This is a genomic window from Furfurilactobacillus milii (assembly GCF_021654115.1).
In the GTDB taxonomy this organism is placed as follows: domain Bacteria; phylum Bacillota; class Bacilli; order Lactobacillales; family Lactobacillaceae; genus Furfurilactobacillus; species Furfurilactobacillus milii.
Window position 1 is genome coordinate 284,139 of the sequence record NZ_JAIWJF010000003.1, and the last position, 20,838, is coordinate 304,976.

Annotated in this window: 24 protein-coding genes; 19 read left to right on the forward strand and 5 right to left on the reverse strand. The window is 40.5% G+C overall.

What is annotated here, in order from left to right:
* Positions 1 to 26: 26 nt before the first annotated feature.
* Complete coding sequence (locus LDK34_RS05780) at positions 27 to 977, forward strand: thymidylate synthase (protein ID WP_178942483.1); 951 nt, start codon at positions 27 to 29, stop codon at positions 975 to 977.
* Positions 978 to 1,013: 36 nt separating this feature from the next.
* Positions 1,014 to 1,508: a dihydrofolate reductase gene (locus LDK34_RS05785; protein WP_236941554.1), complete on the forward strand. Its 495-nt coding sequence runs from the start codon at positions 1,014 to 1,016 to the stop codon at positions 1,506 to 1,508.
* 75 nt (positions 1,509 to 1,583) lie between these two features.
* Here the strand turns inward: LDK34_RS05785 and trhA are convergent, their stop codons facing one another.
* Positions 1,584 to 2,225, reverse strand: a complete 642-nt coding sequence (trhA, locus tag LDK34_RS05790; RefSeq protein WP_178942485.1) for a PAQR family membrane homeostasis protein TrhA — start codon at positions 2,223 to 2,225, stop codon at positions 1,584 to 1,586.
* 196 nt (positions 2,226 to 2,421) lie between these two features.
* Here trhA and LDK34_RS05795 point away from each other — a divergent pair, with 196 nt between their 5' ends.
* From LDK34_RS05795 to LDK34_RS05810, 4 genes are all read left to right on the forward strand, one after another.
* On the forward strand, positions 2,422 to 3,264 hold the full coding sequence (locus LDK34_RS05795) for a DegV family protein (RefSeq protein WP_236941555.1): 843 nt from the start codon (positions 2,422 to 2,424) through the stop codon (positions 3,262 to 3,264).
* Between the two features lie 193 nt (positions 3,265 to 3,457).
* Complete coding sequence (locus LDK34_RS05800; protein WP_178942487.1) at positions 3,458 to 4,498, forward strand: SGNH/GDSL hydrolase family protein; 1,041 nt, start codon at positions 3,458 to 3,460, stop codon at positions 4,496 to 4,498.
* A gap of 42 nt (positions 4,499 to 4,540) precedes the next feature.
* Positions 4,541 to 5,167, forward strand: coding sequence for a YpmS family protein (locus tag LDK34_RS05805; RefSeq protein ID WP_178942488.1), 627 nt, complete (start codon positions 4,541 to 4,543; stop codon positions 5,165 to 5,167).
* Between the two features lie 61 nt (positions 5,168 to 5,228).
* On the forward strand, positions 5,229 to 5,450 hold the full coding sequence (locus LDK34_RS05810; RefSeq protein WP_017261909.1) for a YozE family protein: 222 nt from the start codon (positions 5,229 to 5,231) through the stop codon (positions 5,448 to 5,450).
* Between the two features lie 111 nt (positions 5,451 to 5,561).
* Here the strand turns inward: LDK34_RS05810 and LDK34_RS05815 are convergent, their stop codons facing one another.
* Positions 5,562 to 5,879, reverse strand: a complete 318-nt coding sequence (locus LDK34_RS05815; RefSeq protein WP_017261908.1) for a helix-turn-helix domain-containing protein — start codon at positions 5,877 to 5,879, stop codon at positions 5,562 to 5,564.
* Between the two features lie 151 nt (positions 5,880 to 6,030).
* On the opposite strand from LDK34_RS05815, the gene LDK34_RS05820 reads away from it, so the two are divergent.
* From LDK34_RS05820 to LDK34_RS05845, 6 genes are all read left to right on the forward strand, one after another.
* Complete coding sequence (locus LDK34_RS05820; RefSeq protein WP_178942489.1) at positions 6,031 to 6,408, forward strand: hypothetical protein; 378 nt, start codon at positions 6,031 to 6,033, stop codon at positions 6,406 to 6,408.
* Positions 6,409 to 6,520: 112 nt separating this feature from the next.
* A complete protein-coding gene (locus LDK34_RS05825; protein WP_017261906.1) occupies positions 6,521 to 7,267 on the forward strand; it encodes a hypothetical protein in 747 nt (248 codons plus the stop codon).
* Positions 7,268 to 7,317: 50 nt separating this feature from the next.
* A complete protein-coding gene (locus LDK34_RS05830) occupies positions 7,318 to 8,430 on the forward strand; it encodes a DUF6287 domain-containing protein (protein ID WP_178942490.1) in 1,113 nt (370 codons plus the stop codon).
* 77 nt (positions 8,431 to 8,507) lie between these two features.
* Positions 8,508 to 9,071 carry a hypothetical protein gene (locus LDK34_RS05835; RefSeq protein ID WP_236941556.1) on the forward strand — a complete coding sequence of 188 codons (564 nt, stop codon included), beginning with the start codon at positions 8,508 to 8,510 and terminating at the stop codon, positions 9,069 to 9,071.
* Positions 9,072 to 9,125: 54 nt separating this feature from the next.
* A complete protein-coding gene (locus LDK34_RS05840; RefSeq protein WP_178942492.1) occupies positions 9,126 to 9,776 on the forward strand; it encodes a hypothetical protein in 651 nt (216 codons plus the stop codon).
* Between the two features lie 143 nt (positions 9,777 to 9,919).
* On the forward strand, positions 9,920 to 10,453 hold the full coding sequence (locus LDK34_RS05845) for a hypothetical protein (RefSeq protein ID WP_178942493.1): 534 nt from the start codon (positions 9,920 to 9,922) through the stop codon (positions 10,451 to 10,453).
* A gap of 217 nt (positions 10,454 to 10,670) precedes the next feature.
* Here the strand turns inward: LDK34_RS05845 and LDK34_RS05850 are convergent, their stop codons facing one another.
* The gene (locus LDK34_RS05850) at positions 10,671 to 11,675 is read right to left on the reverse strand and encodes an NAD-dependent epimerase/dehydratase family protein (protein WP_178942494.1); all 1,005 of its coding nucleotides are present in this window, start codon (positions 11,673 to 11,675) and stop codon (positions 10,671 to 10,673) included.
* A 93-nt stretch (positions 11,676 to 11,768) separates the two neighbouring features.
* Here LDK34_RS05850 and LDK34_RS05855 point away from each other — a divergent pair, with 93 nt between their 5' ends.
* Together LDK34_RS05855 and LDK34_RS05860 are read left to right on the forward strand one after the other, a co-directional pair.
* Complete coding sequence (locus LDK34_RS05855) at positions 11,769 to 12,422, forward strand: TetR/AcrR family transcriptional regulator (RefSeq protein WP_178942495.1); 654 nt, start codon at positions 11,769 to 11,771, stop codon at positions 12,420 to 12,422.
* 139 nt (positions 12,423 to 12,561) lie between these two features.
* Positions 12,562 to 12,912, forward strand: a complete 351-nt coding sequence (locus LDK34_RS05860; protein ID WP_178942496.1) for a hypothetical protein — start codon at positions 12,562 to 12,564, stop codon at positions 12,910 to 12,912.
* Positions 12,913 to 13,067: 155 nt separating this feature from the next.
* On the opposite strand, the gene LDK34_RS05865 is transcribed toward LDK34_RS05860, so the two are convergent.
* A complete protein-coding gene (locus LDK34_RS05865; RefSeq protein WP_236941557.1) occupies positions 13,068 to 13,946 on the reverse strand; it encodes a LysR family transcriptional regulator in 879 nt (292 codons plus the stop codon).
* Between the two features lie 186 nt (positions 13,947 to 14,132).
* On the opposite strand from LDK34_RS05865, the gene LDK34_RS05870 reads away from it, so the two are divergent.
* The 4 genes from LDK34_RS05870 (at position 14,133) to LDK34_RS05885 (ending at position 18,525) form a co-directional block, all read left to right on the forward strand.
* On the forward strand, positions 14,133 to 15,473 hold the full coding sequence (locus tag LDK34_RS05870) for an acyclic terpene utilization AtuA family protein (RefSeq protein ID WP_236941558.1): 1,341 nt from the start codon (positions 14,133 to 14,135) through the stop codon (positions 15,471 to 15,473).
* On the forward strand, positions 15,473 to 15,784 hold the full coding sequence (locus LDK34_RS05875) for an AtuA-related protein (protein WP_178942499.1): 312 nt from the start codon (positions 15,473 to 15,475) through the stop codon (positions 15,782 to 15,784). The genes LDK34_RS05870 and LDK34_RS05875 overlap by 1 nt, the downstream gene beginning before the upstream one ends.
* Positions 15,785 to 15,788: 4 nt before the next feature.
* Positions 15,789 to 17,492, forward strand: a complete 1,704-nt coding sequence (locus tag LDK34_RS05880; protein ID WP_178942500.1) for a CocE/NonD family hydrolase — start codon at positions 15,789 to 15,791, stop codon at positions 17,490 to 17,492.
* 355 nt (positions 17,493 to 17,847) lie between these two features.
* Positions 17,848 to 18,525, forward strand: coding sequence for a type 1 glutamine amidotransferase domain-containing protein (locus LDK34_RS05885; protein WP_178942501.1), 678 nt, complete (start codon positions 17,848 to 17,850; stop codon positions 18,523 to 18,525).
* 147 nt (positions 18,526 to 18,672) lie between these two features.
* On the opposite strand, the gene LDK34_RS05890 is transcribed toward LDK34_RS05885, so the two are convergent.
* Positions 18,673 to 18,888 (reverse strand): hypothetical protein, encoded by a 216-nt coding sequence (locus tag LDK34_RS05890; RefSeq protein WP_017261897.1) that lies wholly within the window; start codon positions 18,886 to 18,888, stop codon positions 18,673 to 18,675.
* A gap of 360 nt (positions 18,889 to 19,248) precedes the next feature.
* Between LDK34_RS05890 and LDK34_RS05895 the strand changes: the two genes are divergently transcribed.
* A complete protein-coding gene (locus LDK34_RS05895) occupies positions 19,249 to 20,616 on the forward strand; it encodes a sugar MFS transporter (protein ID WP_178914151.1) in 1,368 nt (455 codons plus the stop codon).
* Positions 20,617 to 20,838: the final 222 nt, after the last annotated feature.

Sequence of the window (20,838 nt, forward strand, 5' to 3'; positions counted from 1 at the left end):
GGCATCAGGTGAAAGGAAGCAAAGATATGCTGGAAGACGCGTATTTACAGTTGGAACGATACGTTTATGAACACGGCACCGTTAAGTCAGATCGGACCGGTACTGGGACCAAGTCAACGTTCGGTTACCAAATGCGGTTTGATTTAAGCGAGGGTTTTCCGTTATTGACCACTAAAAAGGTGCCGTTTGGACTCATAAAAAGTGAGCTACTCTGGTTCTTGCATGGCGATACTAACATTCGGTTCTTGCTCGAACACAAGAATCATATTTGGGACGAATGGGCCTTTCAACGCTATATTGACAGTGCGGATTACAAGGGACCTGACATGACCGATTTTGGTCGCCGCAGCTTAGTCGATCCAGAATTTAATGAACGTTATCAAACAGAAAAAAAGCATTTTGACGATCAGATCTTGCATGATGATACGTTTGCTGAACAATATGGTGAGCTCGGTCTGGTGTACGGTGCACAATGGCGCAAGTGGAAGACATCCACGGGTGAAACAATTGACCAACTAGGAAATGTCATCAATATGATCAAACAGCATCCAGATTCACGGCGGTTGATTGTGTCGGCATGGAATCCAGAAGATGTGCCTACCATGGCCTTACCACCGTGTCATACACTGTTTCAATTCTATGTTGCAGATGGCAAGTTGTCCTGTCAGTTGTATCAACGTTCCGGTGATATCTTTTTAGGCGTGCCGTTTAACATTGCCAGTTACGCTTTGTTAACCTCGATGATCGCGAAAGAATGTCACTTACAAGTGGGTGAGTTCGTTCATACGCTTGGGGATGCGCACATTTATCTCAATCATTTGGACCAGGTTAAGGAACAGCTGTCCCGGACACCGCGAAAAGCCCCAACATTATGGCTCAATGATGAAAAAGACAGTATCTTTGATTACGACATGCATGACATTAAGGTTAAGGATTACGATCCATTGCCAGCAATTAAGGCCCCCGTTGCCGTTTAGATGCATGACTAACTTTTGACAGGAAGTGACTGTGTTTTGCTTACATTAATTTGGGCTGAAGATCAGCATCATCTAATTGGTCGAAACGGCCAGTTACCGTGGCATTTACCGGCCGATGTCCGTTACTTTCGTCAACAGACGACGGGCAACGCGGTAATTATGGGCAAACGGACGTTTGAGTCGTTAAGCAAGCCGTTGCCAAACCGAAAGAACCTTGTGTTGTCGTCAACTTTATCTGAGCAGCCGGGAATTTTGTTGTTTCCCATTTTGGCTGAATTGGCTAATTGGATCACGCATCATCCAGATGATCAGCTGTTTGTGATTGGCGGTGTTCGTTTATATAAAGAGCTGATGCCAATGGCCGATCGGTTGCTAGTTACAAAAATTGACGCGACGTTTGACGGTGATACTTATATGCCAGCGGTCAACTTAGATGATTGGACACTACAATCCGCTGAGAAGCATGCAGCTGACGATAAGAATCGGTGGCCGTACGCGTTTTTAACGTATGTTCGTCGTCCACATGCGTAACTAAATAAAAATGCTATGTAAGCGTCACACATCTAATTGATGGTGAATCTTACATAGCATTTTTTGTCGGCGTACTTAAGCGTAAAACAAGACTGAGAAATACATGAGGGCTGAACCAAACATAACAAATAGGTGCCAAATGACGTGACCAAACGGAATTTGTTTGAAACTGTAAATGATCGCACCAACTGTGAATGCCACACCACCGCCAACGAGCAACCAAAACCCAGTAAGCCCAAGGCCGTGATACAACTGGGGAAAGGCGAATAGACACATCCAACCCATGACGACGTAAATAACTGTAGAGACAATGTTGAACCGGCCTAACCAAATAGATTTATAGACGATGCCGGCAATCGCCATGACCCAGATAACGCTGAGAATGACCCATCCGCGAACGCCTTGAATAACCAACAGGCTATACGGCGTATAAGTGCCTGCAATTAGCAAGTAAATGGCACTGTGGTCAAACACCTGAAAGACGTGTTTCGCCTTTGTAAACACGAGGGCGTGAAACAAGGTCGACGATAGATAGAATAAGATTAAAATACTGCCATAGATCGAAAACGTCACGACTCGCAAAGAAGAACCAGTGTGGACGGCGCGAATAATTAAGATCACCAGACCGGCAATGGCCAGTCCAAAGCCAATTCCGTGAGTGATCGCATTAAAAACTTCGTTGACGATGGTATACGTACGTGAATGCTGTTGTTGCATGTTAAAACTCCTAACAGTTCGGTGGGTTTCCGTAGTTGTTTGCGAAAGTATAAAATCGGCAAAGAAACCCGCTGTTTTATGAAATTAGTGGCAAAGTTTGTTATACTTGTAACACTTATTCATTCATGCTCTACATTGTAGCATGCTCATTCAAAACAGTGCAGAGTAGATTTTAGAAAGCGTGGGATTTCGAGCTATGGCTAATGTAAAAATTGTAACTGACTCATCAGCTGGTTTAACCGAGGATGAAATTAAAGAGCATCACATTAACATCGTCCCACTGTCAGTTATGATTGATGGTACCGTGTACGTGGAACGGGAAACCATCACCAATGAACAATTTATGGAAAAAATGATTGATGCAGATACGTTGCCTAAGACGAGTCAACCGCCTTTGGGAAAATTTGTCGACTTGTTTGACGAACTAGGTAAGGATGGCTCAGAAGTTGTTTGCATTACGATGATGGAATCAATTTCGGGAACTGTTGATGCTGCGCGTCAGGCGGCACAACTAACGTCGACACACGTTAAGGTTGTAGATTCGCAAACGACTGACCGTGGCTTGGCCTTCCAAGTGTTGGCTGCTGCTGAGGCTGCAGAAAACGGAGCTACCCCTGATGAAATTGTGGCTAAAACGATTGAAGTTCGTGACCACTCACGTCTGTTCATGGGTGTGATTAAACTGGATAATCTAGTTGCAGGTGGTCGTATTAGCCGTGCTGCTGGGTTGGTATCTAATTTGTTGAACATCAAAATTGGTTTAGAAGTGATTGATGGCAAGATTGAAGTTACCACAAAAGGTCGCGGCATGAAGACCATTACCAAGTTTTTGGACATGGCCTATGGAGAGATGCAGAAGGCTGGTCATATTGCTAGTATCGGTGTTTCTCATGCGGGTGCGCCAGAAACAGCTGAAAAAATTGCTAGTCACGTTCATGAGCTGTTTCCTAACGTACCAGTCGTTGTTCGACAAACGGTGCCGATCATTGCAACGCATGCAGGTCAAGGTGCCTTTGCATTAATGTATTACACAGATTAAACAGCATCATCGAAATTATTAGTACTGTTTATCCAGGCCAGTTATTTCTTCTGGTCAACTAATTGTCAGTAAAACGAGTTGGTTGAGCCTGATTCCCGGTGGTTTCGGAAATTAGCCCTCAACTTTTTTATTAGTTTGCAAACGTCAAAAAAATCAATTGATCATAAGATTGACTGATAGAAAGGAGCGGTCAATGAAATTTTTTAAATGGTGGATTAGAGCTTTGCTAGTTGTTGCCATTGTGGTGGCACTTGGGGCAACCTGGTGGCTTTATCAAAGCAGCCATGAAATGCAACCGCAACGTCATACACAACCAAGTCAGTTAGCGCCTAACGTTACCAGAAAAGCATCTTCAAAAGACAGTTCGAGTAGCAAGGGTTCCGCTAACTCACATAAACAAACGACTAACAAATCAAAAAGTAAGACGTCTGCCAAGCGTAAAAAGGTAACCGTTGTGGCCCTCGGGGATTCTTTGACGCAGGGTGTCGGTGATCAAGCTAAGGATGGCGGCTATGTTGGTCAAATTAAAACGAAATTAACTGATAAAGATCAGTTAAACGTAACGACCCATAACTACGGAAAAGCCGGTGATCGTTCTGATCAAATTTTAAAGCGACTAAATCAGTCGCCAGCGATGCAGAAACAGGTTGCTAATGCAGATGCCATTACGATGACAGTCGGTGGTAACGACCTGATGCAAGGATTACAAACGGCTACTCTGTCTGGCAAATCCACGGTGACCCAGATGGATGCCGTTGTCGCAGCAACTCAACAGAAATATGCCACAAAGCTATTGAGTCTTCTGACGGCAGTTCGTAACTTAAATACAAACGCGCCAATCTTTTTATTCAGTATTTACAACCCGGTTTACGTTTATTTTGCCAACGTGGATCAACTAAATACTTATATCACCGGCTTTAACCAAGTCACAAAAGCAACGGCTAACAATATCAGTAAATTATATTTCATGAATATTAACGAACGTCTTTCGTACGGTCAATATGATACTGTTGCAAAGCGATCTGCTTTGGCTGCCAAGGATGCTAAGGCAAATAATAACAATAGCTTTGACGGTCAAAATGTCGAAAAGGCGCTAGTCGGCGGTTCTACTGGTGAATTGAATGATTATTTATCGCCGGCAGATCATTTTCACCCAAACCATTTGGGATATTCAAAAATGACTGCCACGCTGTATAAGACGATGCAGGATCACCAGTCCTGGATGCCCAAATAAATTTTTGCCATTTTCACCGCAACGGAGGTTCAATAAATCAGTATGCAAACAAGGCAGGAAGTTAAACCAAAACACCAACGCAACTGGTGGAAAATCACTGCAATCACGTTGATTAGTCTCATTGTGATTGCCGGGATCTGGGTCAGTGTTGAAGCAACAAAGCCGATGCCGGAGCCTGCTGAGGTAATTCGCCCAGCGCAGCAATCAAACGCCACATTTCAGGTGCAGCTTAATACTAAACAAGTGAATGCACTTGCGGATTACTACATTAACAATACGAAAGATAATAAGTATCACTATCGTTTTGTGATTAATAAACACGCAATGCTATACGGGACAACCAAATTTCTAGGTGTTAAACTAACGTACGGATTGATTATGGATCCTAGTGTTACCAAATCTGGTAACGTTAAACTCCATGCCTCTAGAATGGCAATTGGACGGCTTCAATTGCCTGTACACTTTGTGATGGGATTTGTCGCTCGTCATTACAAATTTCCAAAAGGTGTCAGTGCCAACGCTAAAACAGACACGGTGCTATTGGATTTGCATAAGATGGGGCCACGTCGTTCTTTAGCCATCCGGGCTGAAACATTAGACGTGAACAGCGGCACATACATTTTCAAAGCAGGTATTCCAAAGAGTCAGTTTGATAAAGAAGTTAAATAAGCAAGATGATACTTCCATCAGGCTTCAGCAATTAAACAGATCAAATGAAAGGAGCACTATCATGCGACGTAGTTTTTACCAGTACCTAATGACGCAACGCAATGCAGAAAGTTATGAACCAGTCGCTCAATTTGCTAATAACGCATTTTTAGACCAAGCTTTTCCCAAACAGTCTCAGAACTTTGACGATGTGTCCCGCTACCTTGAATTAAATGGTAACTATCTGCAAAGTATGGATGTGTTCGATGAAGCCTGGCATATGTATCAGGAATCGGAATTATAGAAGTGTACAATTAATACGAAAATAATTTGTTCAAAATGAAAAGGTGCCGCTCAAGTTTGATAACTTTGAGTGGCACCTTTTTGATTTTGTAACCTGAATTGAATTCGAAATCTAAGCGTCTGCGTTGTTAATAGTGCGGTTTGCTTTTTCAATCAGCGAAACAAATTGTAAAACACTTTCCATTTGTTTGTCGGTTAGTCCACCCATTTTAAAAGGCAAATCATCAGAAATACCGAGTAAATAATCTGAAGATGTATCCAGAATATCGCAAATTTTTACGAAGGTTTCTAGAGACGGATAGGATAATCCTTGTTCGTAAGCTGATACTGTTCCTTTACTAACCACTAATCGTTTCGATAAGTCCATTTGTGTCATTCGTTTTGATTTCCGAACTGATTTGAGCCTTTGACCAAAAAAATCTATATGCATTAATTTTACCCTCCGTTCAGGGTAGCAAACAAATGTATGTAAAATAATGGTACTTAGTACAGCCTGTATTGATATTTTTGATTTGATTTGCTAATATTACCGATATAGCATATCGCTATAATTAGTAGCTAACACCTAAGGGGAGAACAAGATGGAAAATTTAGTAGCAAAGGCCAAGAAGAGACCTTCATTAGTAGCCGGTATTGTTGTCATTATTCTGGTTATTATCACTATTGTCGTAGTATCAAGGCCAAAAAGATTGAGTGGTACATATTCACATACAACAGATTTGCTTATCGCTAAAAGCACTGACCGTTTGACTTTCGAGGGAAATCAAGTCATAGAAAATGAAGGACAAGATTACGAGAATAAAGGGACTTATCAAATAAAAGGGGATCAATTGAAAATGACCATAAAGGGTAGCACACTGTCCGCAACTCTTTCATCCGATAAGAATTCATTTACTGTAAACTCGAGTTCAGGTCTTGAGGGATTACTCGCAGGCACAACTTACAAGAAAGATAATTAATGTTTTGGTTCTACAGGATTCTATCCATTTTTAACTATTGTGACATGTGTTGAACAGAATTAAAGAACATCACTGAATACTTTAGTCAAGTCAGAAACTAGTGAGGAAAATAATGTCTGAAAACAATTTACCAGCAAACCTGAACTTATTTAACTATGCGGAAACACCTGATTTTGATAGCTGGGACAAAGGTGCGACTGCAAACGAAGAATACGAGCAGTCAATGAAAAGTAATAAAATGTGGCGCCGAATCCGGCCGTTTGCGATGTGGGCTGCAATCTTTTTTGGCATGGGTGCATTTGGCCAGTCTGCAGTTTTGGGAATTTTAATTTGGGTAATTGCAATACTTTTAGCAAAACGTAGCTTAGCTGGTCACATGCTGGATAACGCAGAAAATGACGCCAATGCAAAACTAAGAGAAATACAAGGTGAACACGCTGAATTATGTGCTGACAATGTGGCAAAAAAGCTAATGATTGGCCAGTGGTCTTGGTTTAGAACGGGACGTGAAGTCTTAATTTACAGTGGAGAACGGTTCGCATATCTTAATGCGGCTCAGGGATCACTAGTTGCCTATAACAATAGCAACATTAAAGAAGTAACCCGCGAACGGTTACATACTGGAACACACACGGATTCAAACTCTAATACTGTTGGTGGCGGCACAGCAATTGGCAATACTGGACTAGCTGTTGGAGGAGCAAAAACAAGTACGACATCCGATACCACTGATTTTTACGAATGGCATTTTGACATTCTAACTGATTTCCTAACATATCCTAAAGTTTCGTTTGTTCTGGCAGATAGTCCAAATACAGAAAACTTGATTGGTAAAGCCTACGCAATTTTAAAGCCATAAATTGACGCTAATTTGCAAAAGATAATTTATTTTCTGTCTGTGAGGATTCAATGATGAAATCAAGACGTACTTTACGTATACTCGTCGGCCTAGTTCTTATAGGGGGCTTTTTACTCGCTGGTTGTCAAAAAATCAAGCCTAAAGTTACACAACCTGATTTGACAGGAACGTACTACTACGACGTTTCCAATCAATTTTCTGTTGGTCAGAATGATGGTCAAAACGATTTAATTCACGTGTTTTATATTCGTCGAACTGACATGACTAATAAAAAATATGATGTTGAAGAAAAAGGAAGTCATTCCTTTAGCGAGGGGAAAATGACTGTTGACGGCAACATTATGAACATGCATCTATCTAAAAGTTCCAAGAATTTAGACGGCAATTTTGCTGGTGCACGAAATGCAGATATAAAAAAAGTTAGGGCGTTGAATTTTACTTTTAAAAACGGACTTCTCATAATTAATCGCCAGATTTTTATGTACAACGATAAAAGCGATAACGGAATAAAACTTGGAAAAGTTTTCAGTGGTTATGATTGGGACGACGTTTTTCAAGAGTCTAGTGTGACCCGTAAAAGCGCTTCTACTCAGTTTAGTAGTTCCTCAAACAAGCTGAGTTCAACTTCTAATTCAGCAGCTTTTAGCTCCAGTATTTCTAGCACTGCACCACAATCTAGCTCCGAGCACCCAAATAAAGTTGCTAGTGGTTCAGATATTAAATCAAGTGTTGCATCCATGGATATCAGTTCAATTCAAAACGGTGATTATTCTACTCTGAAAGGTAACTGGGAAGAAATTGCAGTTTCTGGATCCGGCCTTCATGGTGGACAAGGCCTTCAATGGTCAAAAAATCCATCTGACCTAAGTAGCAATATGAAAATTGAAAATGGGGGCATTTCTGACGGCGATATTTTGTTAAATGGCAATCAGATTTATGAAGGCGGAGCGCCAAGCTACGCCGATTATGCTACGGAAAATGGCGTATTAACTGCCTCAACAGACAATGATGATAACTCTACAAATTATGCGGTTAAATTTTATCCAAAAGGTGTACCTATTGATATGCCATTTAACAATGGGGTTGCGGATGATACAAGCACCAATCGAGTGATTTTCTGGAATAGTTCAAATAACTATAGTGAATTATTTATGCAACAATAGATTTTTAAACCAATCCATCCTTGGACTTAAACGGCTGATGATGGAATACATGTTGAAAATGAAAGAGGTTATAGTCCATGAGCATGCGAAAAAGATTAATTACAAAAGGGTTCATTTTGTTGTCAGCAATGGCTTTTATGACAGTTGATTTCTGTGCAAAAGCAGCCACACATGACCCATCTAATACGACAAGTAAGAAAACAAGTTATCCAAAAATCAACATTAAAGATATTCCGAATGGTCAGTTTGGCGGGTTTAGTTCGGGAAAGTGGACGGAAGTGGCCGTAGCAAACCGGACGCATGGTAAGCAAGTCAAGTGGGTCCGAAACCCTAATAAACTAAAAGATAAATTGACTGTTACTAGCAACAATATTGATGATAATCATATTGCACTTGTTAATACTCGCTTCTCTTTAGAAAATGTTCGTGCCAAAGCAAAATATGAAAAGGTTCATGGGACGATGACGGTTCTGCCCGATCCTTCAGAAAATGTCAAACCAAGTTATTCAATCAAGTTTTTTCCTAAAGGAACAACGGCTAAACTGAATTTTAAAAACGGATTTAAAGATGATAAATCTAAGAATCGGATTGCTATTTGGACAGAAAAAGGGAATCGTACCGAATACTTTGCTCAAAATTAGTTTGCTAGTCGTATCTAAATAAATGCGTGAATTCGATGGAAGGGGTAAGTTGGCTTGAAACACAATGTTAAGCCATTTAGTTTACGTGTGTTCCGCTATGGCATGCTGATTCTGATAGCCACAATAGTGGTTGCGTCGCTTATTTTTGCAATTTGGCCAGTACCGTTTAAATCTGGTGCAACTGTGTCATCACAATCACCTAAATCTCTTGTGAATGATCAATCGAGTTCAGCATCCAGTAGTCGTGCTAGGGGCACAGACGCGACTGTTACTTCAAATGTAGATGAAAGTTCTAGTGATGCCCCATATACTCCAAGTTTAATTCCATCGGACAACGATGCCACCGTAATGATTCCTAAAATTCAACAATTTTTCCGTGATTATCAGGACTATACAACCGGCGGTTATGCGGATGGTATCCGAGCTAATAAAATGCGTCTTAATGCTAATGAGAATATTGTTGATGGATTAATACTTCCTGGAAAACAAGACGAATACGATGATTCAAGCATTGTTGGGACCTTTACGTTAATTCGTGAACCTATTGTTATTCAAAGTGTTCATACAAAAAACTACTATACCGTCGAAGTTGACTACACATGTACAGTTAATAAAAACACGTCAAAGCATGCAGATGTATATAAGGTCAGCGTTGCCAATAATAAAATAGCTACGATGTATGAAAAAGGTACGCGTGTCTTTTAAGTGTTTTTAAAACACCACTTTAGATGCCCGCACGACGCACGACTGTTTATTTTGTGAAATCACTTTTTAAGATTGAAACTATTGAGTTCCACTTTCTACATTTTTTAGTTGCCATCAGACTTATCCAATTGGAGGAACCACATATGACAAATCTTGGTACTTTTTTGAAAAAAAGACTTGGTGCTATCTCAGTTGTAATTATCGTTGTTCTGTTGTTGATTTGTGGTGTAATTAATACAAACGCTAATGCAAAACAAGCATCGACCAGCGTAAGTGCAACACGAGTTTCTTCGTACAAACATTTAGCAAACAAGTTAGCTAATCAGGCTATTAAGGCCGATGAAGATACAACTACTGCGGTTAATAAAACATTGACTCAATTAAAGGCAGCTAATAATCTTAAAACTAAGTCTGTTATTGATAAGGATAAAAATGCGGCCGCTAAAGCACAAACGGCGGCTTCAAAAACAATTAATGAAATTACGAGTCAGGACAAGGGTTTTGATCAGATTCATAAAGCCCTAAACAGTGTTACTGATGTTACGGTTCACCGCGATCAGCAGCACCTTTCAGATGCTCAGTCTGCTATTGATAAAGTTCAGGACCAGTCAGTTCGTCATTATTTGAGCAGATCATACATGAATAAACTTAAGAAAATTGTTTCACAGGCCGAATAAAATATGACGCCTAAGCAGACAATCACGAGCTGCAGATAAACAACATCCCCGTTGAGTCGATTAATTCATTTTTGACTCAACGGAGATGTTGTTTTGATAAAATTTACATTTTAAACGTAGAGGGTTATCCCCGAACATTGTTGGCCCTTCAACATGTGACCATAAACTGTTGTTGGAAAGAGCCAGCCTATCTACAGACGCGATGAATCCACTTCACTTATTTTTTCACCAAACCAAGTTCAATCAGTCGATTAGCAGCATCAATGACCGTTTGTTGTGGTTTATGTTGCTGCCATCCGAGGTCATTTTCTGCAGCGGCCGCAGTATGGTGGTAACGACGATTAAGCATTGGAACCAGCGATCGCAAACTAGGAATAAATTTGGCTAGCAGTCGTGTGGCCCAGTTTGGCAAAGCGCGGACGTGTAGATGAAGTGAAGGAAATGCGGACTGATAAATTTTGCCCACTTCTAACATGGTTAGTGTTTGCGATGAGCCAATATAACGTTTGCCAATTGCCTGTGGCGTTTCAAACGCCAAACGATGTAGGCGCGCCAAGTCGCGAACATCGCTGATTTCCAATGGTACTTTTGGCAGAGCTGGTTGACCTTTCAACAGTTGCAAAAGGATCCCGTTAGAACTTAGATTGCTGGTAATAACTGGGCCAAAAATTGAGCCTGGTAAGATTGTTGTTAGTTCGATATTATGATCTTGAGCAAACGCCCAAGCCGCTTGTTCAGCCTTCACTTTTGAAATTCGATAAGGATCCAGCTCAGGACTGTTTAGATCCGTCCAGAAGCTTTCATCAAAGGTACCAGTGGCGGTGCTGAGTGGGGTTGCAGCGGCTTGTGAACTTGTCATGACCACGCGAGTGATGCCTGCGCCTTCTGCTGCTTGTAAAACGTTCAGGACACCGCCCTTAGCGACACTGACTAGTTCTTCTGTTGATTCTGTGCCGTTTCCTAATGGAGATGCGACGTGAATGACACCGTCAGCATTTTTCATTCCCGTTTCCCAACCGTCTATACTTGTTAAATCTGCCTTAAAGAAGGATAAATTAGCGAGATCTTCAGCTGGTACATAGTGGCTCATTGACTCACGGATACCATCCGCTTTTGTTAGTGAGCGTAAACTAGCGCTAACCGCATAGTGGTGGTTTAACAGTTCAACAATGACCCAGGTTGCTACAAAACCGGATCCACCTGATACAATAATTTTTTTCATTCAAAAACACCTCGTTATTTATTTTAGACAAATAATACGTCATATTGTCTAAAATGTAAACAAGTGTTATTATTTTTATTGAGGTAAGGAATAATGATTAATAAAAGTGACTTAACGATTAAATTGAATCATGTCATCCTAATTGATGGTTTTCAAAAAATGTCAATGGGCAAACTAGCGTCAGCAATCGATGTTAGTCGTGCAACACTGTATTCGTATTTTGAAAATAAAGAAGAAATTGTTCAAGCTGTTGTGGCACGCTACCTTCAGTTTATTTCTGATCGACCAATACCTAACACATTCACGCCAGACTCATTTGCGACGGTTTGGTTGAACTCATTATTACTAATGGGATCAACGACAGATCGATTTAATAATGATTTACAGCATGGCTATCCTGACCTGGCGTATCAGTTAAGAGCTGCTGAGCACGAGTATTTTCAGCGTTTGTTAAGCTACGTTGAACAGGCGCAGCAGGAAGACTTTATTGAACCAACTTACGATCCAAATTTTGCCCTTTTTCAAGCGAATTCTTTAACGCAGTCAATCATTCAGCAGGTAAGAAGTAAGGCGATTACGCTGGATCTGGCAGAACGCTACTTAAAGGATGGCATTGATTTTAGCTTTGCGGGGCTACTGACTTCGACGGCAAAAGAGCATTTCGATATTCAGACTATTAAACCATTTGAAGCAGTAATTTTGTCGGAATTTCGAAAAACTTATTCACTGATTGAATCCGAACAGTAAATGGATAAGCGCCTCAAAAAACGTTCGATACAGTTTCAGCAACTCATCACATTGTCGTCTGTTACAACGGATTTAAACGGTGATGGGATATATATATAATCGACAAGTTTATCACGATGAAATTAAAAGGAGGAATTTGATGGTAGTTGGACCATTGTCTGAATGGGTAAGCGCGTTTGCAGAAATTTTAGCTGTTTGTGTGGCACTCTTTCTGCCTTACTACACGGCTCACAGAGCCTCAAAAGCGCGACAAAAAAAGTTTGCAGCTAGTATTGCTCATTTGACTGAAGTGGCTGAAACGGGCGATGAAACGGCAAGAAAAGAATTATCTGGCTTTTTGAATGTCGGCTTTCTAATCAGTAACAATAGCAAAGAACAAGAATTGATCACCACGGGGATGGAAATCTTGCGTTTGCTGGACAGTCCCATTACACAGGCAGATAAAGAAGAAATCAACCGACTACTGGCAAGCATAAAAAGGTTTGCATAAACGATGCTTCCGTCAGTCTAAAGTATTGGTATATTAAAAATATGGTCAACAATGAACTTACATTTCATTGTTGACCATATTTTTCTATTTGCATTAGATTTGTTTTTGTCGAACATACTTTATTAATAATTTAGAAAGAACGTCACAACAGTAGTTTATTGACTATTTTTCATAATAAGTGGATTGAAGTGTTCAATAACCTTTTTTGACAGCGGGTTAAAGTGGCTTGTCTTTCGACAAACAAGTAGTTGCCACGATAAATCAGAAATTGTAATTGCAGTTAAACCACTTGTTCGATAACCCGTTAACACTGGGTTGGGCAAAATCGTTGCAACCGGAGTATGCTGGGCGGCATTTAAAAGGGTTTCCTCGTTCTCTGTTTCCATGATGATTTGCGGATGGTAGCCTTGTTTAAATAACCACTGGTCAATCTGATTTCTAAAGGTAAATTTTTGATTCAGCAATACCAACGGAATTTCATTTAAATTTTCAATTGAAGGCAGAACTGAGAAAAGTTGTGGGTTGTAAACCAGTACGCCTGTGTCGTTGATCAAATTGTCTGTCTGTAAACTGCCGTATTGAATCGGGGCAATTAGATACGCTAAATCAATTTTTTCTAATAGTAATTGCTGTTGCAATGTTTCTCCACCAGCTTCAACAATTTCAACATTTAGCTTAGGATTTTGAAGTATAAAGGCGGGTAAGGAATCAGCAAAAAAAGCCGATAAAATGGCTGGCGTCAAACCAAGTTTGACAGTTCCACTACCGGTGGGCGAATGCCGAAGATTTTTCAGCAATGCTTCATACGAAGCTAAAACGCGCTTAGCATCGCGATAAAGTTGTTGGCCTGACAGGGTTAGACCTACCAGTCGTTTACCATTTCTAGAAAAGAGCAGCTTGTTTTCATTCTCTTCGACACGAATGATTGATCGGCTCAGCGTGGACTGAGAAACATGTAGATTATTGGCAGCAATACTGATGTTGCAATTGCAATCAGCGATTTCGACGAAGTATTTTAACTGTAAGATATCCAAGTTATCCCAACTTTCAAAAGATCAATTGTTCATTACCTTTATTACATAATAGCATATAGAAACAACTAGCATTAATGAAAATTCTCCTATAATAGCAATTGTCAAAAAATGAAAGCCATTTTCAATACTTTTATTTATTCCAAATCCGCATATACTTGCAATCATTCACAGGAAAGAGGGATTTATTTGAAAAAAGTAAGGATTGGTTCTGGTGCTGGTTACGGAGATGACCGGATTGAACCAGCAATTGATTTAATCGACGGCGCAAACTTAGATTATATCGCGTTTGAATGTTTAGCTGAACGAACCATTGCACTGGCACAAAATGAGAAAAAGCAAAATCCAGAAAGTGGCTACAATCATTTATTAAAGTATCGTTTTGAGAGAATTTTGCCAGCAATAAAGCGACATCCCACCAAAGTCATTACAAACATGGGGGCTGCTAATCCGTTAGCAGCAGCCAAACTGGTGCAAACGATGGCTTTCGATGCAGGTCTCAACCAGTTACGAATTGCAGTCGTGACTGGTGACGATATTTCGACCAGTATTGAGAAATTCACAGATGAAGTAACGATGGAGACTAATCACAGTCTGGCTGACCTGGAAAAACCGATTATCTCAGCTAATGCTTATGTTGGCGCAAAAGGAATCAGTGATGCGCTGGACGACGGAGCAGACATTATTATCACAGGCCGTGTGGCCGACCCCGCGTTGTTTATTGGACCGCTAATTCACGAATTTAAGCAAAGATATGACAATGACGATTTTTTGGGCCAAGGAACCTTGTTAGGGCATTTATTAGAGTGTGCCGGTCAGGTCATGGGCGGATATTTTGCCGATGACGATCGGAAAAACGTGCCAGACTTGTGGAACTTAGGATTTCCGTATGCTGATTTTAATGAAGATGGCAGTATTGTTATGCGTAAATTAGCGACCAGCGGTGGTTTGCTGTCGACAGAAACAGTTAAAGAACAGATTATGTACGAAATTCAAGATCCAACACAGTACTTCACACCAGATGTTGTTGCTGACTTTTCGCAAGTTCAAGTTTGCCAAACGGCCGAGGGGGTGAAAGTTACTGGTGCAACTGGGCATCCTAAAACTGGCCAGTTAAAAGTCAGTGTCGGTTACGAAGACGGTTATATTATTGAAGGCGGGATTAGTTACGGTGGTTCAACCGCAATTAACCGAGCCAAACTGGCGGGAAATGTTGTAAAAAAGCGGATTGAGTATCTGAAAATTCCCGTCGAAGAGTTGCAGATTGATTATGTAGGCGTTGATTCATTATTTCACGGCGTTTTGCTGGATCAGCAATCGCCAAATGAAGTTCGTGTTCATTTTGCAGCTCGAACGAAAACTTTAGCAGCTGCACAAGAAATCAAGCGAGAAATCGAGGCGTTGTATACCAACGGACCAGCGGCCGGCGGCGGTGTCAGAACCTACACGCAACAAATTATTGCGATTGCTTCTGTGCTGATTCCAGAATCAGCCGTTCACATACAACATCAATTTTTGGAGGCTAACTAATGAAACTACTAGATATTGCGCATTCTAGAACTGGCGATAAGGGAAATACTTCAATTATTTCTTTAATTCCCTATAACGAGCATGATTTTGCAATGCTTAAACAAAACGTTAGCGCCGAAAAAGTGCAAAAATGGTTTCAAAAACTCGGTCATATTCAGGTGACACGTTATGAGTTTCCAGGATTACACGCGTTGAACTTTGTTATTACCAATGCTTTGGGGGGTGGGGTGACACATTCGTTAAATTTGGATCGTCACGGTAAGGCTTTGAGTAGCGCATTATTAGAAATGCCGATCGAAAGGGAGTCTTAAGAATATGAGTATTGATGAAATGATCGATTCAATGACCAAAGGCGTTGAATCTGCTTTACCTAAAGTTTCACATAAACTAATTTCTGACGAAACTGAATTCGTTTCAATGCGTGATGGAGTCAAACTGGCAACGCGCATCATTTTAACGGACCATTCGAAAGATGCTCCAGTTTTGTTCACCAGAGTACCATATCCGGATTATGTCAAAATTATGGTCGCTAGTTGGTCGGCCTTCGTGCGCCGTGGTTATAATCTTGTGATTCAGGAATGCCGAGGACGTGGCAAATCTGAAGGTAAATGGGAACCATTTGTCAATGAGCGTGAAGATGGTATTGACGCTGTCAACTGGCTGGCCAAGGAAAATTGGCACAATGGTAAAATCGCGCTTGTTGGAAATTCGTACAGCAGTTACACGCAGCTAGTTATTGCGGATCAATTACCAGATAACGTTAAAACGATGGTGCCCAACATGTACGGATTCGATCGTTATGCTCAGATGTACCAAAATGGGCTTTTCCGACCTGATACGTATACAACCTGGGCAGTTGACAACAGTCCGGTTCCTCACAATGAGAAAATGAAACACCCTTATTTTGATGCTATGGCATACCGTCCAGTAGCAAAAATGGATCAACACTTTTTTGATCAGAAATTAGATTTTTATCAAGACTACATTCATTCGGAAAACCCAGACGATCCTTACTGGCAGCAAACACCCGTCTGGACGGCTTTAAAGGCAATGCCGGAGAAAATTAATATTCCTATTTGTATTGTTGATGGCTGGTTTGATCACCATTTGAATAATGATATTTGGGGCTATGATCGTTTGCGACCAGAAATCAAAGCAAAAAGTAAGGTGATTCTAGGGCCTTGGGATCACCTCAACGCTGAACCGGGCGTCCTCAACTATGCGAATGCTGACGAATATGGTGCGGGTGCCATTCGCGAAATCTTTGACTGGTTAGAATTTCAGTTAAAGGGAAACAAGCTTGCTGGAGCGGTCAGCGGGGCATTAGTTTATGAACTTGGTGCTCAAAGATGGCGCCGGTTTGATACTTGGCGTCCAACTGCACAAACTGAAACCTTTTATCTTGGCTCAAAAAGTCAATTGTTTGCACAACCAGACACGAGTGATGAAGTCGCAAGTTATCAGTATGACCCACAACACGCTCGTCAAACGATGGGTGGCAACGGGGTCATGGGGATGTTAATGAATAATCCCGGTCATCATGGCCCACAGTTACAACAAAAGACGGCACAGTCAGATAGCTTGATTTTTATCAGTGAACCCTTAAAAGAAGCCCAAACCTTAGTTGGCAAAGCAATGATTGAATTAAACGTTGCGAGTTCTGTACCGGACACGGCTTTCATGGTTAAGCTTGAGGAACTCTTTTCAGATGGACGTGTTATCAACATTTCTGATTCCGGTAGTACCTTGAGATTGCGCAATCAATTGCAACACGCGGTCGATTATCAACCCGGACAGTTTGTCACTCTCGAAATGCCGTTGTGGGAAGTGTTGTGGCAGATTCAGGCCGGTTCAAGAATTCGACTAGAAGTAACATCCTCGAATTGGCCCGCCTATAACATTCATAACAATACGACCACACAATGGTCAGAACAAAAGGAGGGTCCCATCGCGACACAAACAGTGAAATTTAATGGCTCTAAGATTACACTGCCGATATTGATTGAAACCGATAAGTAAATCGGTGAAATTAATTTTCAATCAAATGCCGGCTTCAATAGCGAAAAATTAGTTTTTAAGGGAAATCAATCCTGAAAATGGTCTTAACCGACTACTTAAAAAGCATAATTATTGTCTGAAAAATTTCGGACAATAACTATGCTTTTTGTTAGCACTGAAACGTTGCAAGAGCACATCATTCAGGAAAATGGAAATTATGGAATATTTCTTAAAATGTGAATTGCAAATTAGTGGTATAAAGTAATTTTCGGCGGATAATGTGGTTTGTGATGACATGATGGATAGAGTCTAAGGGCATCAACAAGTTTTGCTGTTTATTAGAAACAATGACTGTAATCGTGGAGGAATCTAAAGCATGAAAAAAATCTTAATTGTTGAAACTAACGTCACGCGTTATCAAGGTACCAAAGACCCAACCGGCCTCTGGTTAGGTGAAGCCGCCGAATTCGTTGATGAAATGAAGAAAGCAAAAGTTGCTGTCGATTTTGTTAGCCCCAAAGGCGGGTTCGTACCTCTTGATCCACGAAGCATGAAGTATACCGATGAATCAATCATGGCTGTTTATGAATCGCCCGATTTTGTACACCGTGCACTGACAAATACGCTTCGTCCAAACGAAGTGAACCCAGATGACTATGTGGCAATCTATTACACCGGTGGTCATGGCGTAATGTGGGATTTTCCGAACAATGATGAGTTGCAGCACTTGGCTTTGGCAATTTATGATCAAGGCGGATATGTCATTTCAGTTTGTCATGGAATTGCCGGATTACTTAATATCAAGGACGATCAAGGGAAATACTTGATTGCCGGAAAGACAGTTACAGGTTTTACTCATGCTGAAGAAATTATTGCTGGCAAACAGTCAGTCGTGCCGTTTCTTAATCAAAAAGTAGCTGAGGAACGTGGCGCATCATTTTCAAAAAAGCGTGCTTATAGTGAATACGCAGTCAAAGATGGTCGATTGCTAACAGGTCAAAATCCATTTTCCGTGAGAGCGGTGGCTAAATTGTTGCTTAAGGAGATTCAATAACGAAGTTTACTGTCTCAGCGAAAATAATGATCTAATAACTATGTCGTCAAAATTCTGAGAAGTTTATTTAGGCGCAAAGACACCTCATTCCATATTTAGGAATGAGGTGTCTTTGCGCAAGTGTACATTACAGGCTTTATCCTTGCATTAGCTAACTCTCAAATAATTTGTGGCGCCTTTACTAACATATTTTTCATGTGTTTGAGCTATCCAGGTATCAAAAGCCTGCTGAAACTGAACTAATCGTTCTGGATCAGTTTTGGCGATTTGATAGAAGGGTAATTCAGAAAGGTGAAAGTTTTTGCCACGCTCGATAGAAAGAAGCTGTGTTAACCAACGCTGATTACTATTTGGTGATGTCATTTTATTTGCCTCCATGCGTAAGCGATTAAATAAACTATACGAATGTATGTTCGTACAGTCAATATAGAAATTTAAAAACAAATTTTCCAAGGCTTTAGCCTGATATTTTGTAAACATTTGAGTCGATTTTAAAACGATCAAAATTATTGTAAACAAGTTGCTTTAGGCAGGCGGCATTTTGTTTAGTTGAAAAGCACTTACAGAGTTTATTGGTTAGTTAATTTATCAATAAAAAATGAGAAACTGAATTTTGAAAATTAAAATTAATTTCTACTTATTCGTGGAATTAATTTCACAACGTGCTATAATGACAGCGGTTACAAAATGTAGCAACAGTTTATAAGACGAGGAGTGCTGTATATGGAAACAAAGAACAGCCACGGGTTTGGCTTGATCAAATTTCGTGGAAAAGAATTAGATAATGGATATACCAGTAAGATGCCGGTTGTCCAATTTGTCTTGGTGTCACTGTTATTTCCAATGTGGGGGGCCGCAGCCAGTTTAAATGATATTTTGATCACTCAGTTTAAATCCATTTTTCAATTAAGTAATTTGGCTTCGGCCTACGTTCAAAGTGCGTTTTCATTGGGATATTTTTTGATGGCAATTCCAGCATCATGGTTGATCAAAAAAACTTCATACAAGCTGACAATTATTATTGGCTTGTTACTGTATTTGATTGGCTGTGTCCTGTTCTTTCCAGCATCGGCTGCAGCAACTTACGGCTTTTTCTTAGCAGCACTGTTTGTTTTAGCAGCTGGTCTGACAGTTATTGAAACTGCTGCCGATACCGATTCAGCTCTGTTAGGACCAGAAAAGCAGCGAACCTTAAGGTTGAATATTTCACAAACATTTTTACCGTTTGGTTCAATTGCCGGGATTCTGCTTGGGAAGTACCTCATTTTCTCTGGTGGTGAGAATCTTGATGCACAACTCAGCAAGTTATCAGGGAGTGCTCGTGTTCGTTTTGGTGAAGCGGCTTTGCAAAAAACACTTCAGCCATACAAATACATCATTATGGTGATTGCGGTCATGATTATCCTGTTCTTAATTACGCAATTTCCAAGTGGTAAGCCAAAGGCTAAAGCAAACGAAACGAAGCCTAAAGAAAATTTAGGTCAAACAGTAATAGCGTTATTGAAAAACCATAATTTTACTTACGGTATGTTTACATTGTTTATGTATGTTGGCCTGCAAGTTTCAATTTGGTCATTCACAATTCGTTTGGCATTAAATTTGGACCACTCGATCAATGAACGAACGTCATCAAACTATGTCATCGTCAGTTATATTGCTTTCTTTGTTGGCCGAATCGTTGCTGACTATCTGATGAGAAAAATTCCACACTTGAAGGTTTTGCTTTGGTATTCAATTCTCGGCTTTATTGCGATCGGTTACATGATGATTGATAGAAGCTTCAATGGTGTTTATGTTGCCATTCTGGTTTCCGGCTTAATGGGGCCTGGGTATGCAACAATTTATACTGAAACGCTTGGTTTCATCAAAGACCCTCACCAAACTGAAACTGCCGGTGCCATGTTAGTAATGATGGTCGTCGGAGGCGGTGTTTGGCCAGCAATTCAAGGCTGGTTTGCTGACATTACTGGATCAATGACGATTTCATTTGCCGTTCATTTCTTAACTTTTGGCGCAATGATTGTCTATGCTTACCACTACATCAAGCATCCATTTGATGGTTTGGCTAAAGAAACGAAGGCAACAAAATGACAAAATTCAGATTGTACAGAGATAGTTTTAAAGAACAACCACGCGTGCTAATTGAAAACGACGAATTTACCATTTCTAGTTTTAAATATTCATCTCCTCGATTTAAAATTGAAGTGCAACACCTGCTCTACTAGACCAGTTCTTTATTCAGACTAGTCAAAAAGGCCATGAAGACCTATTCTTAATTCACCACAAACAAGAAAGAGGTATCTTCATGACCCG